The 16,292-nt window shown below is 73.3% G+C and carries 11 protein-coding genes; 9 read left to right on the plus strand and 2 right to left on the minus strand.

Annotated features, from left to right (window positions below; genetic code table 11):
• Positions 1–255: 255 nt before the first annotated feature.
• From OG702_RS32965 to OG702_RS33005, 9 genes are all read left to right on the plus strand, one after another.
• A complete protein-coding gene (locus OG702_RS32965; protein WP_327292609.1) occupies positions 256–1,692 on the plus strand; it encodes a dihydrolipoyl dehydrogenase family protein in 1,437 nt (478 codons plus the stop codon).
• 376 nt (positions 1,693–2,068) lie between these two features.
• Entirely contained in the window at positions 2,069–3,340 is a 1,272-nt protein-coding gene (locus OG702_RS32970; protein ID WP_442814755.1) for an ROK family transcriptional regulator, read from the plus strand.
• A gap of 440 nt (positions 3,341–3,780) precedes the next feature.
• Positions 3,781–4,284, plus strand: coding sequence for a flavin reductase family protein (locus OG702_RS32975; protein ID WP_327292610.1), 504 nt, complete (start codon positions 3,781–3,783; stop codon positions 4,282–4,284).
• A 71-nt stretch (positions 4,285–4,355) separates the two neighbouring features.
• On the plus strand, positions 4,356–5,423 hold the full coding sequence (locus OG702_RS32980) for an ABC transporter substrate-binding protein (RefSeq protein ID WP_442814663.1): 1,068 nt from the start codon (positions 4,356–4,358) through the stop codon (positions 5,421–5,423).
• The gene (locus OG702_RS32985; protein WP_327292612.1) at positions 5,420–6,391 is read left to right on the plus strand and encodes an ABC transporter permease; all 972 of its coding nucleotides are present in this window, start codon (positions 5,420–5,422) and stop codon (positions 6,389–6,391) included. The genes OG702_RS32980 and OG702_RS32985 overlap by 4 nt, the downstream gene beginning before the upstream one ends.
• Positions 6,367–7,218, plus strand: coding sequence for an ABC transporter ATP-binding protein (locus OG702_RS32990; RefSeq protein WP_327292613.1), 852 nt, complete (start codon positions 6,367–6,369; stop codon positions 7,216–7,218). The genes OG702_RS32985 and OG702_RS32990 overlap by 25 nt, the downstream gene beginning before the upstream one ends.
• Positions 7,202–8,587 carry an LLM class flavin-dependent oxidoreductase gene (locus OG702_RS32995; RefSeq protein WP_327292614.1) on the plus strand — a complete coding sequence of 462 codons (1,386 nt, stop codon included), beginning with the start codon at positions 7,202–7,204 and terminating at the stop codon, positions 8,585–8,587. Before OG702_RS32990 ends, OG702_RS32995 begins: the two co-directional genes overlap by 17 nt.
• Complete coding sequence (locus OG702_RS33000; RefSeq protein ID WP_442814664.1) at positions 8,584–12,507, plus strand: ABC transporter ATP-binding protein; 3,924 nt, start codon at positions 8,584–8,586, stop codon at positions 12,505–12,507. The genes OG702_RS32995 and OG702_RS33000 overlap by 4 nt, the downstream gene beginning before the upstream one ends.
• Complete coding sequence (locus tag OG702_RS33005; RefSeq protein ID WP_327292615.1) at positions 12,504–13,538, plus strand: aldo/keto reductase; 1,035 nt, start codon at positions 12,504–12,506, stop codon at positions 13,536–13,538. Before OG702_RS33000 ends, OG702_RS33005 begins: the two co-directional genes overlap by 4 nt.
• Before the next feature lie 202 nt (positions 13,539–13,740).
• Here OG702_RS33005 and OG702_RS33010 read toward each other — a convergent pair whose 3' ends face one another.
• Together OG702_RS33010 and OG702_RS33015 are read right to left on the minus strand one after the other, a co-directional pair.
• Positions 13,741–14,898, minus strand: a complete 1,158-nt coding sequence (locus OG702_RS33010; protein WP_327292616.1) for an LLM class flavin-dependent oxidoreductase — start codon at positions 14,896–14,898, stop codon at positions 13,741–13,743.
• Positions 14,895–16,271 (minus strand): NtaA/DmoA family FMN-dependent monooxygenase, encoded by a 1,377-nt coding sequence (locus OG702_RS33015; RefSeq protein ID WP_327292617.1) that lies wholly within the window; start codon positions 16,269–16,271, stop codon positions 14,895–14,897. Before OG702_RS33015 ends, OG702_RS33010 begins: the two co-directional genes overlap by 4 nt.
• Positions 16,272–16,292 lie beyond the last annotated feature (21 nt).

Here is a 16,292-nt window from a genome sequence, read left to right on the forward strand (position 1 = left end):
CCGCCACCGACCTGCCGGCCGCCCGCAAGCTGCCGGTCGGGCGTCCGCAAGACGCCGTCCACCTGCGCATCGGCGCGCATGACACGCGGGTGGCGGGAAAGACTCCCCGTCACCGGTCGTCAGTACGATGACCGCGCGTCCCTCGGTTGCGGCATCAGCGTGACGCCGGTGTGATCGAAGGGACGTGCCGCGGGTGGTGGTGGTGCGCCCCCGCCCGGTCCGCCCCGCCGTCCGCCGCCAGCAACAGGAGCTGCCATGAACGACACCCCCCGCACCTACGACGTGATCGTCATCGGTGCAGGCCCGGTGGGTGAGAACCTGGCGGATCGCACGCAGGCCGCCGGCCTGAGCACGGTGATCGTGGAGAGCGAACTGGTCGGCGGCGAGTGCTCGTACTGGGCGTGCATGCCGAGCAAGGCGCTGCTGCGCCCGGTGCTCGCCCAGGCCGACGCCCGCCGGCTGCCCGGTCTGAGCCACGCCGTGCAGGGACCGCTGGACGCGGCCGCGGTGCTCGCCAGGCGGGACGAGTTCACCTCGCACTGGAAGGACGACGGGCAGGCCGGCTGGCTCCAGTCGGTGCAGGTGGATCTGGTACGCGGCCACGGCCGGCTCGACGGCCCGCGCCAGGTCGCCGTGACCACTCCGGACGGCGACACCGTCCACCTGACCGCCCGGCACGCGGTGGCGGTCTGCACGGGTACGACCGCGGCGCTGCCGCCGATGCCGGGGATCCACGACGTCAACCCGTGGATCAGCAGGGACGCGACCAGCGCCAAGAAGGTGCCGGGGCGGCTGGTGGTGGTGGGCGGCGGTGTCGTCGCCGTCGAGATGGCCACCGCGTGGCAGGGGCTCGGCTCGCAGGTCACGCTGCTGGTGCGGGGCGAGAGCCTGCTGGGCAAGATGGAGCCCTTCGTGGGCGAGATGGTCACCGACGCCCTGCGGGGGGCCGGGGTCGACGTGCGGTTCGGGGCGGTCGTCTCGGTGGTGGAGCGGGACGGCGCCCACGGCGAGGTCAGGGTCAGCGTCGAGGGGGGTGCCCGGGTCAGCGCCGACGAGGTGCTCTTCGCCATCGGCCGGGAGCCGCACACCGGCGACATCGGCCTGGAGACCGTCGGACTCAAGCCGGGCGGCTGGCTGCCGGTCGACGACACCTGCCAGGTCACCGGCGTGGACGGCGGCTGGCTCTACGCGGCGGGCGACGTCAACCACCGGGCGCTGCTCACCCATCAGGGCAAATACCAGGGCAGGATCGCCGGTGCGGTGATCGGCGCCCGCGCCAAGGGCGAGCCGGTGGACGACGCGCCCTGGGGCGCGCACGTCGCCACCGCCGACCACGCGGCGGTGCCGCAGGTGGTCTTCACCGACCCGGAGGTCGCCGCGGTGGGCCTGTCGGCCGCCGAGGCTGAGCAGGCCGGGCGGCGGACGAAGGTCGTGGACTACGACCTCGCCCAGGTCGCCGGCGCCAGCCTGTACGGCGACGACTACCACGGCAGGGCCAGGATGGTCGTGGACCTGGACCGCGGCCTCTTGCTGGGTGTCACCTTCGTCGGCCCCGGGGTCGGCGAGTTGCTGTACTCGGCGACGGTGGCGGTCGCGGGCGAGGTGCCGGTGGACCGGCTGTGGCACGCCGTCCCCGCCTACCCGACGATCAGCGAGATCTGGCTGCGCCTGCTGGAGACCTTCCGCGGCTGAGTCCGCGGGCTCCCCGGCCGGTACCGATCCCGCCGCGCCCCGGCCGCGCCCGCGCTTCCCGGTGCGCCCGGGGGGCGGCCGGAAACCGCCCCCGGGCGCCGCCGCGGGCCGTCCGCCGGGCAACTGCGGCGTCCACGATGCGGTCAGCTGTTTGACCGCCCTCGGCTGCGCCGGTTACGTTGCGCGGCATGCAGCGCACCACACACCTGACGACGCGGGGTCATGTCGACCTCAAGCGTGTGTGCTCCGCCGCGTGTCACCAGGTCTGACAGCACAGCTCCGCGAGGAGCGCCAACGGGGGTGCCCGCCCCGCCGGTTCACCGCCGGCGCGGCCCTACGGGTACGCCCGCCGCCGTCGACCACCTGGAAGGCCACCGTGGTAGTCCTGCCGCCGCCCGACCGACGTGGCACCGCCCCGCTGCCCCCGACCCCGCTGCGCCGCGCCGACGTCCCACCTGCGGCGGGCCCGCCCCGCCGTCCCGCGGCGGCCGGCGCCGTGCTCGGCGCGATCCTCGACCACGGCCCGGTGGCCCGCAGCACCGTGGCCCGGCTGACCGGCCTGTCGCCCGCCGCGGTGAGCGGCCACTGCGCGCAGTTCCTGGCCCGCGGGCTCATACGCGAGCGCCCGGAGACCGCGGGGCCGCGCGGGCTGGGCCGGCCGCACATCCCGCTGGAGATCGACACCGGCCGCTACCTGGTGGCGGGCGCGCACATCGCCGTCGCCCACTCCACCCTGGCGCTGATGGACCTGCGCGGCCGGATCGTCGCCAGCGACCGCAGGCCGCACAGCGGCACCGACCCGCAGCGGGTGCTCGGCGGGCTGGCCGCGCGGCTGCCGCGGATGGTCGCGGCCCACGCCGACGGCCGGAAGGTCCTGGCCATGGGGCTGGCCACCGGGCAGTGGGTGGATCCCGACGCCGGGGTGATCGTGGACCACCCGCGGCTGGGCTGGCGCCATGTGCCGGCCCGTGAGTTCCTGGCGGCAGCCACCGGGTTGCCCGTGCACATCGACAGCCACTCCCGGGCGCTGGCCCGCGCCGAGCAGTTGCTGGGCGCCGTCGCCACCCGGGACAGCGCGGTGCTGCTCTTCGTGGGCGCCGTCGTGGACGCCGCCTTCGCTACCGTCGACGGCGTCCACCGCGGCCCCCGTTCGGCGGCCGGCAGCGTGGCGCATCTGCCGGTCGGACCCGGCACGGCGTCCGAGGAGCCGTGTACCTGCGGCACCCCCGGCTGCCTGCAGTCCGAGGTGTCGGAGCCCGCGCTGGTACGGCAGGCCGCCGCCGGCGGACTGACCGTCACCGACTTCCGTGCGCTGCTCGACCTGGCGCTGGCCGGCGAGCCGCGTGCGGTGGACCTCTTCCGGCGGAGGGCGCTGCTGGTGGGCCGGGCGGTCGCGCTGCTGCTCGACATGTTCGACCCCGAGGTGGTGGTGGTCGTCGAGCCGGGCGCCGGGCGACTGCCGGAGTGTCTGGGCGTGCTGCGCGCCGAGGTCGCGGCCCGCTCCTGGGTCTGCGACGACCCGGAGCGTGCGGTGGTGCCGAGCAGCTTCACCGGCTCGGTCCTGCCGGTCGCCGGCGCGGCGGTGGCGCTCGGCGCCCTCTACGCCGACCCGCTCGGCCCGTGGCCGGTGCTGCCCGCCGTGTGCTGAACCGGCGTCACGTCCGGCCGGCTGCCGCACTTCCGGACTTCCGGACTTAATTCAGGCAGTTGCATTGTTGACCCGAGCACGACGGGGACGCGAGAATGGAATCATGAACGGTAAGCAGCGGAATCCGGAGCAGGCGCCCGACGCGGCGCGTTCCTTCGGTATGCCCGCCTTGCCGGCCCGCGACACCGCCCGACGTGCGTGTTGTTGTCGCCGTCACTCCGCCGGTGCGTGTAGTCCGCGCCGTTCGTGTCGGGGTGCCCGCCGCACCGCGTAATCAGCGCGGCGCCCGCAGCGGCATTCTCCGTTCCACCGAATCTCCACTGCTTTCCGCCATGTGATCAGCCGCGCCCGCAGAGCGCCGCACAATGCCGTGCGGCCCGTCGACGCGGTGCTTTCCGCTGCGCGCATTCCGCCCACCTCCATGTGAACCGGGGGAGACGTTGACCATCACCGTGCCGTCGCTTCCCGCAACGGGCATCGACCCTGAGCGGTTCAAACAGATCTTCCGCAACCACCCCGCCGGCGTGGTCGTCGTCACCGTGGACGCCGGCAGCGGTCCGGCCGGCTTCACGGCGACCTCGCTCACCTCGCTGTCGCTCGCACCCCCGCTGGTCTCCTTCGGCATCGGCGCAGGCGCGTCGTCCTGGCCCCATGTCGAGCAGGCCCGCAGCGCGGTCGTCAACTTCCTGGGCGCCGACCAGGAGCAGCTCGCCAGGACCTTCGCCACCAGCGGGATCGACCGCTTCGCCGAACCCACCCGCTGGCGCAGGCTGCCGGGTGGCGACCCGGTGCTCCACGGGGTGACCGGCTGGCTGCGGATCGACCTCGAACACATCGTGCCGGCCGGCGACCACCGCGTGGTGATCGGCCACGTACAGGAGTCCTGGACCGGCGGCGCGAGCGGGCCGCTGCTCTTCCACAACGGCGGTTACCACACCCTCTGACCGGCCGTCACGACGCCATCTCCCCGACCAGCGACCGGATGACGATTCCGGCCTCTCCCCAGGAATTCACCATGACCAGCACCCCAGCCGCCCGACCCCTGCCCCGCCGGTCCTTTCTCGCCCTAGCGGGAGGCGCGGCGTTCCTAGCCGCCTGCTCCCGTAATTCCAGCGCGTCGATCGACACCGTCCCGACCCGCGCTCTCCCCTCGGGGTCGCCGCCGCCGGGAACGAAACTCGCGATATCCATTCACACGTCGCAGTTGCAGCTTGCCGATTCCGGCCTGGCCAAGCAATTGCCTTTCACCGTCTCCAGCTGGCCGAACCTGACCGCGGGGCCCGATGTGATCCAGGGATTCCGCGCCCATTCCATCGACCTCGCGAGCAACGCCGGAATTCCGCCGATACAGGCCGAGGCCATCAAGGTCGGCGCCCGGATCGTCGCCGTCCAGAGCCGCGACCACCCCATCTACAGCTTCGCGACCGCGCCGGGGACCGGGGACGCCATCGCCTCGGCGAAGGACTTCCGCGGCAAGAAGATCGGCTTCTCGCAGGGACAGGCCCAGGGCGTGGTGGTGCTGCGAGCCATCAAGGAGGCAGGGCTGAAGAACTCCGACGTCACGCTGATCCCGCTGCCCAGCACGCAGTTCCTGACCGCGCTGCAGTCCAAGCAGGTCGATGTGGCGCCGCTGGCCGAGCCGTCGTTGACCAAATACCTCTCGCAGTACGGCAAGGACGGCGCCAGGGCGGTCAGCACCGACGTGGTGGACCTGCTGGCCATCCTGTGGGCGCCCACCGAGGTCCTCAACGACCAGGCGAAGGTCGCCGCCATCCGCAGCTTCATCCCGCTGTGGGCCAAGGGCGTGGTGTGGGCCTGGGAGAACACCGACGCGTGGATCCAGAGCTATTACGTCAAGGACCAGGGCGTGACCGCCGCGGACGGCAGGCGCATCGTCTCCTCGCTCTCCCAGCCGCAGTTCCCGCGCAGTTGGGACAAGGCCATCGCCTGGGAGCAGGAGACGGCCGACCTGATGGCCGAGGGCGGCTTCGTGCCGAAGGTCAAGGCCGAGGCGCTCTTCGACCGCCGCTTCGAGGGGCTGGCGGCGCAGGCCGTCCCGGCGAAATACCAGGTGGCGTCATGACCGACATCCTGCCCCAGGCGCGCACGGCCGGGCCCTCGGCCAAGGACCGCACCGGGCCCCCGGCCAAGGACCGCACCGAGCCTCCGGCCAAGGACCGCGCCCGCCCCGCGCCCGCCGAGCGTGAGCAGCGGACGCGGGAACCGGAGCGGACGCGGCGGACGGGCCGCACCACGACCACCACGACAGGCACCAGGCGGCGGCTCGGCCCCGGCAAGGCCATCCCCTTCGCGCGGCTGGCCGGACCGGTGCTCGTGGTGCTGATCTGGTGGGCCGCCGCCGCCTCCGGCTACCTCGACCCGCGCATCCTGTCGGGTCCCGGCACCGTCGCCTCGACGGCGGTCGACCTGATCAGGAGCGGCCGGCTGCAGAGCAATGTGGCGGTCTCGCTGCAACGCGCCGGCCTCGGGCTGCTGTTCGGGGTGCTCGCCGGTGTGCTGCTCGCGGTGGCCGCCGGTCTCAGCCGGACCGGCGAGTACCTGCTGGACGGCACTCTCCAGGTCAAGCGGGCCATCCCGTCGCTGGCCCTGCTGCCGCTGATGATCCTGTGGCTGGGCATCGGCGAGGAGATGAAGGTCACCCTGATCGCCCTCGGCGTCGCGGTGGTCGTCTACATCAACACCTACGCCTCGCTCACCGGCATCGACCGCAGATACGTGGAACTCGGCGAGAGCCTCGACCTGACCCGGCTGCAGTTCATCCGCAAGGTGGTCGTCCCCGGCGCGCTGCCCGGCTTCTTCGTCGGGCTGCGGCTCGCGGTCACCGCGTCCTGGCTCGGCCTGGTGGTGGTCGAGCAGGTCAACGCCACCAAGGGCCTTGGTTACATGATGTTCCAGGCCCAGCTGTACGCCCAGTCCGACGTGATCATCGTCGGTCTGGTGGTCTACGGAATCTTCGGCTTCGTGTCGGACGCGCTGGTGCGTGCCGCAGAACGGAGGGTGCTGTCATGGCGACGCACGCTGGCGGACTGATCGCAGAACGCCCGGCCGGCATCGCCGGCGCGGCGGTACGCACCACCCGGCTGGTGCGCTCCTTCGGCGACCGGGACGTGCTCAGGGAGGTCGACCTGACCCTGGGGCAGGGGGAGTTCACCGCACTGCTGGGCCGCAGCGGCTCCGGGAAGTCCACGCTGCTGCGGGCGATCGCCCGGCTCGACCACGGTGTGGCCGGATCCGGCGAGCTGAGCGTGCCGGAACGGGTGTCGCTGTCCTTCCAGGACTCCCGGCTGCTGCCCTGGCTGCGGGTGCTGGACAACGTGGTGCTCGGCGTGCGCGGCAAGGACGCCAAGGAGCGCGGTGCGAAGGCACTGGCCGAGGTCGGCCTCGAAGGCCGCGAGCGGTCCTGGCCGCACGAGCTGTCCGGCGGCGAGCAGCAGCGGGCCGCGCTGGCCCGCGCCCTGGTCCGCGACCCCGAACTGCTGTTGGCCGACGAGCCGTTCGGGGCGCTGGACGCGCTCACCCGGATCCGGATGCACGACCTGCTGCGCGAGCTGTACGAGCGCCACCGCCCCGCGGTGCTGCTGGTCACCCACGACGTGGACGAGGCCGTCGAGCTCGCCGACCGCGTCCTGGTCCTGGAGGACGGCCTGATCGCGGTCGATCTGACCATCGACCTGCCGACCCCACGCAGCCGCCGCGACCCCCGCTTCCAGGGGTACCGCGACACCCTGCTCGCCGCGCTCGGGGTGCACCAGCACGCCGCCGCCGAGCCCGCCCATCCCGAGCCGCGACCCGCCGACGCCCCCGCTGCGAGCGGGCGCCCGCACGAGGAGAAGGACCACGATGACCCGCAGGACTGACCGCAAGCCGCTGCACCTGAACGCGTTCCTGATGTCCGTCGGGCACCACGAGGCCGCCTGGCGGCTGCCGGAGAGCCCCGCGTCCGGCGGCACCGACATCGCGCACTACAAGAACCTCGCGCGCATCGCGGAACGCGGCAAGCTGGACTCGCTCTTCCTCGCCGACAGCCCGGTCCTGATGGGGGACCCCGGCCGCCGCCCGGCCAACAAGCTGGAACCGACCGTGCTGCTCACCGCGCTCGCCGGGGTCACCGAGCACATCGGCCTGATCGCCACCGCGTCGAGCAGCTACAACGAGCCGTACAACCTGGCGCGCCGCTTCGCCTCAGTGGACCACATCTCCGGCGGCCGGGCGGGCTGGAACATCGTCACCACCGCGGGCGCCGACGCGGCCCGCAACTTCGGCCTCGACGACACCCCGCTGCACCACGAGCGCTACCTGCGCGCCGCCGAGTTCGTGGACGTGGCCACGAAGCTGTGGGACAGCTGGGCCGACGACGCGGTCGTCGCGGACAAGGAGTCCGGAGTCCACGCGCTCGCCGACCGGGTGCGGAAGTTCGAGCACAGGGGTACGTATTTCCGGGTGGACGGACCGCTGAACGTACAGCGTTCCCCGCAGGCCTACCCGCTGCTCGTGCAGGCCGGCTCCAGCGAGGACGGCAAGGACTTCGCCGCGCGCTACGCGGAGGCGGTCTTCACCGCCCAGCAGACCCTCGAAGAGGCCATCGGCTTCTACAAGGACGTCAAGCAACGCGCGGTCGGCTTCGGCCGCGACCCGGAGGGCGTCAAGATCCTGCCCGGCATCGTGCCGGTCATCGGCGACACCGAGGAGCAGGCCCGGGCCCTGGACGACGAGCTCGACCGGCTGATCCGGCCCGAGTACGCCGTCAGGCAGCTGTCCAAGACGCTGCGCGTCGACCCGGCGAAGCTGGAACTGGACAAGGAGCTCCCGGACGACATCCCCACCGAGGACGAGATCGAGGGGGCCAAGAGCCGCTTCACCCTCATCGTGGAGCTGGCCAGGCGCGAGCGGCTGACAGTACGGCAGCTCATCGGCCGGCTCGGCGGCGGCCGCGGCCACCGCACCTTCGCCGGCACCGCCGAGCAGGTCGCCGACACCATCGAGCACTGGTACGACGCGGGCGCCGCCGACGGCTTCAACATCATGCCCGCGGTGCTGCCCTCCGGCCTGGAGCTCTTCGTGGACCGGGTCGTGCCGATCCTCCAGGAACGCGGCCTGTTCAGGACCGAGTACACCGGCAGCACCCTGCGCGACCACTACGGGCTGCCGCGCCCCGCCAACCGCCTTTTCGACACCGTCGACACCAGCGCCGGGCACCTCGGCATCGCTCTCACGGAAGTTTCGTGACGGACTGTAGTACGACGACCCCCGGGCCGGCCGCCGCGGCGGCCGGCCCGGCCGTGCAGAGCGCCGGATGGGCCCGGCGGCTCGGCGGCTACTGCCTGCGGCACCGCCGCGACCTGCTCGCCGCCTTCACTGGGGCGGTGGTCGCCGCGGTCGCCACCGCGGTGCTGCCGCTGGTGCTGCGGCACGTCGTCGACGCTGTCGCCGGGGGCTCCGGCGGGCCGGTCGGCTGGTGGATCGCGCTGCTCGCCGGGCTCGGCGCCGCCCGGTTCGCGGCCGGCTACACCCGTCGCTACCGGGCGGGCCGGCTGTCGCTGGGAGTGCAGTACGACCTGCGCAACGACGCCTTCGCGGCGCTGCTGCGGCTCGGCGGGGCCCAGCAGGACGACCTGCGCACCGGGCAGATCGTCAGCCGGTCGATCTCCGACATCACGCTGATCCAGACGCTGCTGCAGTTCCTGCCGAACATGACAGGCAACGCCCTGATGTTCCTGGTCTCGCTGGTCTTCATGGCGCTGCTGTCCCCGCTGCTGACCGTGGTGGCACTGGTGGTCGGCCCGCTGCTGTGGATCATCGCGCTGCGCAGCCGCAAGGACCTCTTCCCGGCGAACTGGCACGCCCAGCAGGAGGCAGCCGAGGTCGCCTCCACCGTCGAGGCGGCCGTCACCGGCGTGCGGGTGGTCAAGGGCTTCGGGCAGGAGCAGCGCGAGCTGGCCGGACTGGAGAGCAGGGCCAGGCGGCTGTTCTCCTCCCGGCTGCGGGTGGTGCGCTACACCAGCCGCTACACCCCGGCGCTGCAGGCCGTACCCGCGCTCGGGCAGGTCGCGGTGCTGGCGCTGGGCGGCTGGCTCGCCCTGCACGGCAGGATCTCGCTCGGCACCTTCCTGGCCTTCACCAGCTACCTCGGCTCCTTCGTCACCCCGGTCCGCCAGGTCGCCACCCTGCTCACCGTCTGGCAGCAGGCCAGGGCCGGCACCGAACGCGTGCTCGAAGTCATCGACGAGGCCCCGGTCATCACCGACGCCCCCGGCGCCACCGACCTGGCCGCCGGGCCGCCCGCGATCAGCTGGCAGGACGTCACCTTCGGCTACGGCAACGGCCACGAGCCGCTGCTGCGCGGCTTCACCCTCGACATCGCGCCCGGCGAGACCGTCGCCCTGATCGGCCCCGCGGGCTCCGGCAAGTCCACCGCCGCCGCGCTGCTGCCGCGCTTCTACGACGTCGCGGCCGGCGCGGTCCTGGTCGGCGGCACCGACGTCCGCGATCTGCGGCTCGACTCGCTGCGCGGCGCCGTCGGCTGCGTCTTCGAGGAGAGCCTGCTGCTGTCCGACACCGTGCGGGCCAACATCGCCTACGGCGATCCGGACGCCTCGCAGGAGCGGATCAGCTGGGCGGCGCGCATCGCCCGCGCCGACGCCTTCATCCAGGGGCTGCCGGACGGCTACGACACCGTCGTCGGCGAGCAGGGCCTGACCCTCTCCGGCGGCCAGCGGCAGCGGGTCGCGCTGGCCCGCGCCCTGCTCGGCGACCCCGCCGTGCTGGTGCTCGACGACGCCACCTCCGCGATCGACGCCCGGGTGGAGTCCGAGATCCACGCCGGGCTGCGGACCGCGACCCGCAGGCCCACCACCCTGATCGTGGCGCACCGCAGGTCCACCCTCGAACTGGCCGACCGCATCGCGGTCCTGGACGGCGGCCGGGTCGTCGACACCGGCACCATGGACGAGCTGCGCTCCAGGTCCGCGCTCTTCCGCAGCCTGCTGTCCGCCGTGGACGTCGCCGAGCCGGCCGGCACCACCGCCGGCGACCCCGCCGACCGCCCGGCCGAGTACGTACCCGCCGCCGAGGACGACACCGCGCTCCCCGCCGTCACCGCCCACCTGTGGCGGCGTACGGCGACGGTGGCCGACCGGCGCAGCGACGACGCCGACCTCAAGGCCGCCCAGGCGATGGCGCTCAGCGCGGCCACCGCGGGCCGCGGGCGCGGCGGCCCGGGCGCCGGGGTGCTGGGCGCCGCCCCGCCCACCCCGGAACTCATCGCGGGGCTGGCCAGGATGCCGCTGCTCGACGCCGACCCCGACGTCCCCGCCGAGCCGGCCAGGGCCGGGGACCCGCACTTCGGACTGCAAGCGCTGATCCGGCCGTTCCGGCTGCCGCTGCTGCTCGGGCTGCTGCTGGTCGCCGCGGACGCCCTCGCGCAGATCGCCGTACCCATCCTGGTCAGGCACGGCGTGGACAACGGGGTCGCCCGCCACTCCGGCAGCGCGCTGCTCGCGGCGGCCGGCGCCGCCGCGGCCGTCGTCGGCACCGACTGGCTGATCGGTGTCGCCCAGTCGCGCACCACCGGCCGCACCGGCGAACGCCTGCTCTACACCCTGCGGGTGAAGACCTATGCCCAACTCCAGCGGCTCGGCCTCGACTACTACGAGCGCGAGCTCGGCGGCCGGATCATGACCCGGATGACCACCGACGTCGACGCGCTGTCCAACTTCCTGCAGACCGGCCTGATCACCGCCGTCGTCAGCCTGCTGACCGTACTCGGCGTCCTGGTCACCCTGCTGGTCATCGACGCGGGCCTGGCCGTCGTCCTGCTCTGCGCGCTGCCGGTGCTGGTCGGCGGCACCGCGCTCTTCCGCCGCCGTTCGGTGCCCGCCTACCACGAGGCCAGGGAGCGCATCAGCGCCGTCAACGCCTGCCTCCAGGAGAACGTCACCGCGATCCGCGTCACCCAGGCCTTCCGCCGCGAGGACCGCAACGCCCGCGACTTCGCCGCGCTCGCCTGGGCCTTCCGCGACTCCCGGCTGCGCGCCCAGCGCTACATCGCCACCTTCTTCCCTTTCATCGAACTGCTCGGCGTGCTGTCCACCGCCGCCGTCCTCGCCGTGGGCGCCGGCCAGGTCCGCTCCGGGGCGCTGACCGCGGGCACCCTGATCGCCTTCCTGCTCTACGTCGACCTCTTCTTCTCCCCGATCCAGCAGCTGTCCCAGGTCTTCGACGGCTACCAGCAGGCCGTCGTCGGCCTCGGCCGGCTGCGGACCCTGATGCGCACCCCCACCGGCACCCCCGCCGCCGCCTCGCCGCTGCCGGTCGGCACCCTGCGCGGCGAGATCGCCTTCGAGCAGGTGTCCTTCGGATACGCAGGGGGCGGCGGCCAGGAGGTGCTGCACGGCGTCTCGCTGCGGATCGCCCCCGGCGAGACGGTCGCCCTGGTCGGCGCCACCGGCGCGGGCAAGTCCACGGTGATGAAGCTCATCGCCCGCTTCTACGACCCCACCTCCGGCGCGGTCCGCATCGACGGCCACGACCTGCGCGACCTGGACCTGGCGGCGTTCCGCGCCCGGCTGGGCGTGGTGCCGCAGGAGGCACACCTGTTCAGCGGCACCGTACGGGACGCCATCGCCTACGGCCGGCCGGGCGCCTCGGACGCCGAGGTGGAGGCCGCGGCCCGCGCCGTCGGCGCGCACGAGATGGTCGCCGCGCTGCCGCTCGGCTACCTCCAGCAGGTCGGCGAACGCGGCAGGAACCTGTCCGCGGGCCAGCGCCAACTCCTCGCGCTGGCCCGCGCGGAACTGGTCGACCCCGACATCCTGCTGCTTGACGAGGCCACCGCCTCCCTGGACCTGGCCACCGAGAGCCGGGTCGTCGCCGCCACCGAGGCGCTCACCCGGCGGCGCACCACGCTGGTGGTGGCGCATCGGCTGACCACCGCGGCCCGCGCCGACCGGGTCGTCGTCATCGACCACGGCACCGTCGTCGAGACCGGCACCCACACCGCTCTGCTGGCCGCCCAGGGCACGTACCGCAGGCTCTGGGACGCCTTCCGGCAGACCGGCGCGTCGGCCACCGTCGACCAGCTGGCCCCGGCCACCGCACCCCACACCGAACCCACCACCGACCATCTCGTCAACGGGAGAGCACGATGACGCAGTACCGCCCCTTCGGACGCACCGGCGTCAAGGTCAGCCCGCTGTGCCTGGGCGCCATGATGTTCGGACCCCGGGGCAACCCGGACCACGCCGACGCGATCCGGATCATCCACCACGCCCTCGACTCCGGCATCAACTTCGTCGACACCGCCGACGTCTACTCGGCCGGCGAGTCCGAGACCATCGTCGGCAAGGCCCTGGCCGGCGGCCGCAGGGACAACGTCGTGCTGGCCACGAAGTTCCACGGCAGCCTCGGCAGCGACCCCAACGAGCAGGGCAACTCGCGCCGCTGGATCGTCCGCGAGGTGGAGAACAGCCTGCGCAGGCTCGGCACCGACTGGATCGACCTCTACCAGGTGCACCGGCCCGAGACCGACACCGACTTCGACGAGACGCTCGGCGCGCTGTCCGACCTCGTCCACCAGGGCAAGATCCGCTACATCGGCACCTCGACGTTCGAGCCCTCGGCGATCGTGGAGGGCCAGTGGATCGCCGAACGCCGGCGCCGGGAGCGGGTGGTGGCCGAGCAGCCGCCGTATTCGCTGCTGGCCCGCGGCATCGAGCGCGAGGTGCTGCCGGTCGCCCAGCGCTACGGCCTGGCAGTGCTCTCCTGGAGCCCGCTGGCCGGCGGCTGGCTCTCCGGCCGCTACCGCAAGGGCGTCGACCAGCCGGTCTCCAGCCGCGCCGAACGCCAGACCGCCCGCTTCGACATCGGCTCGGCGGAGAACGCGGCGAAGCTGGCGGCGGCCGACGCGCTGGCCGCGCTGGCGGAGGAGGCCGGGCTCACCCTGGTCCAGCTCGCGCTGGCGTTCGTGCTGCAGCACCCCGGCATCACCTCGGCGATCATCGGGCCGCGGACCTTCGAGCAGCTGGCGGGCCAGCTGGGGGCGGACAAGATCACCCTGGAGCGGGACGTGCTCGACCGCATCGACGAGATCGTGCCGCCAGGGGTGAACCTGTCGGCACGGGACGGCGGGTACGTCCCGCCGGCCCTCACCGACCCGGCCCTCCGCCGCCGCTCGGCCTGACCCGCACGCTGCCACTGGGGCGGGACCCCGCGCTGGGTGCTTGCCACGTGCGGTGGCTTTCGCGTCCTGCGGCGCGTCGTGGCTGGTCGCGCCGTTCCCCGCGCCCCTGAGAAACGGTCACCCTTCTCGTAAAGCGCAAGCCATCAGGGTTGCGGGGCCCGGCGCGACAGGCCGGCAGCGGAGGTGTTGGCCGGGGCGGTGGTCAGCCGTGCCAGGCCTCGGCCAGGAGTTCCAGCGAACGGACCCGGTCCGCGTGGTCGTGGGTGATCGTCGTCACCAGCAGCTCGTCCGCCCCGGTGGCGCGCTGCAGGACGCGCAACTGCTCGGTCACCGTGGACGCCGAGCCGGCGAACTGCGTACGGACGCGGTCCTCGACCAGGGCCCGCTCCTGCGGGGTCCAGACGTGTGCCGCCGCCTCCTCCGGGGACGGGAAGGGGATCGCGCCCCGGCCCGAGCGGATGCTGTGGACCCACAGACCGTACGGGGAGGCCAGCCGCCGGGCGGTCTCGTCGTCCTCGGCGACCACGACGTCGGCCGAGACCAGCACGTGCGGCTTGTCCAGGACCTCCGACGGCACGAAGGCCTCGCGGTAGGCGTCCACCGCTTCGAGCACGGCGGCCGGGCTGACGTGGTAGTTCGCCCCGAAGGGCAGCCCCAGCGCCCCCGCCGCCTGGGCGCTGGCGCCGCCGCTGCTGCCCAGGATCCACAGTTGCAGGTCGGCGCCCTCGCCCGGCAGCGCGTGCGCCTCAAGACCCTCGGGGGTCCGCAGGTCGCCGCGGATCAGCGACTGGATCACCTCCACCTGCGCGCGGTATTCGGGCAGGTCGGCGCCGGGGAACTGCACCAGCTGGATGTAGCGGGTCAGCAGCGGCGACCCGATGAGCGAGCTGATGTCGTACGGCGCCGGGATCAACAGGCCCTCGGGCGTGTGGCGTTCCTCGCTGACCCGCGGAGCCGGTTTGGGCTGCGGCGCCGCCGGCGAACCGGGGGGACCGGGGGCGCGGAAGCCGGAGCGGCCGAGGCCGAGGTCGATGCGGCCGGGGTGGAGCGCGTCGAGCAGCCCGAACTCCTCGACGACCGACAGGGGCGTGCGGTGGCCCAGCTGGACCGCGCCGGCCCCGACCCGGATCCGCCGGGTGGCCGCCGCCACCAGCTGGATCACCAGCGCCGGGGAGACACCGGCCACCCCGGTGGCCAGGTGGTGCTCGGCCAGCCAGTATCTGGCGTAACCGGCCGCCTCGGCCCGGCGGGCGAGATCGACGGTGTTGCGCAGTGCCTGCGCGGGGGTGGAGCCTGAGCTGATCGGGGACAGGTCGAGGATCGACAGCGGGACGGCCGCGGCGGGCGTGGCGCCGGTCATGAGGCCGCGTCCGTACGCTCGGCGCCCGCCTGCGGGGTGCGCAGCCCGAGGTGGTCGCGCAGGGTGGTGCCGGCGTAGTCGTGCCGGAAGACCCCGCGCTCCTGGAGCAGCGGCACCACGGTGTCGGCGAACTCGTCGAGGCCGCCTGGCACCAGGTGCGGCACCAGGATGAAACCGTCGCTCGCGTCGGCCTGCACGAACGCGTCGATCGCGGAGGCGACCGTCTCGGGGGAGCCGACGAAGGTCTGCCGGCTGCTCGTCCTGATGATCAGGTCGCGTATCGACAGCCCCTCCGCCTCGGCCAGTTGCCGCCACTCGCGGGCGGTGGCCAGCGGGTCGCGGACCATCCTGACGCTCGCCCGGCCGCGCGCCACGGTGTGCTCGCCGGGGTCCGGATCGATGTCGGGCAGCGGCCCCTCCGGGTCGTACGCCGACAGGTCCCGGTTCCACACCTGTTCGAGGAGCTTGATCGCGCTCTGCCCGCTGACCTGGTGCCGGCGCACCTCGTGGGCGATGTCGCGCGCCTCGGCGTCGGTCCCGCCGAGCACGAAGGTCGCGGCGGGCAGGATCAGCAGGTCGTCCCGGGAGCGCCCGTAGCGGGCGAGCCGGCCCTTGACGTCCTGGTAGAAGGCCTGGCCGGCCTCCAGGGCGGCATGCCGGCTGAAGATCGCGTCTGCGGAGGAGGCGGCGAAGTCCCGGCCCTCGTCGGAGTCGCCGGCCTGGAAGACCACCGGGCGTCCCTGCGGGCCGCGCGGCACGTTGAAGCGGCCCTCGATGTCGAAGTGCTCGTCCTTGTGGCGGAACGCGCCGGCCGCCGGGTCGCTCAGGAACCGGCCGGCCGCCTTGTCCGCGACGATCTCCCCGCCGTGCCAGGAGTCGAACAGCTCCTGCGTGGTCCGCAGGAACTGCCGCGCCCGGGTGTAGCGGTCGTCCTGCGCCAGGAAGCCGCCGCGCCGGAAGTTCTCGCCGGTGAAGGCGTCCCAGGAGGTGACGACGTTCCATGCAGCCCGCCCGGCCGACAGGTGGTCGAGGCTGGCGAACTGCCGGGCGACCTCGTAGGGCTCGTTGAAGGTGGAGTTGATGGTGCCGGTCAGCCCGATCCGGTCGGTGACCGCGGCCAGCGCGGCGAGCACCGTGAAGGTGTCGGGGCGGCCGACGACGTCCAGGTCGTAGATCTCGCCGCCCTGCTCGCGCAGCCGCAGGCCCTCGGCCAGGAAGAGGAAGTCGAATTTGGCGCGCTCCGCGGTGCGGGCGAAGTGCACGAAGGAGGCGAAGTCGATCTGGCTGCCGGAGCGCGGGTCACTCCATACGGTGGTGTTGTTGACACCGGGGAAGTGGGCCGCGAGATGGATCTGCTTGCGCGGTCTGCTCATGGGCGGTTTCCGTCCTTCCGG

It is taken from the genome of Streptomyces sp. NBC_01198 (assembly GCF_036010485.1).
GTDB lineage: Bacteria > Actinomycetota > Actinomycetes > Streptomycetales > Streptomycetaceae > Actinacidiphila.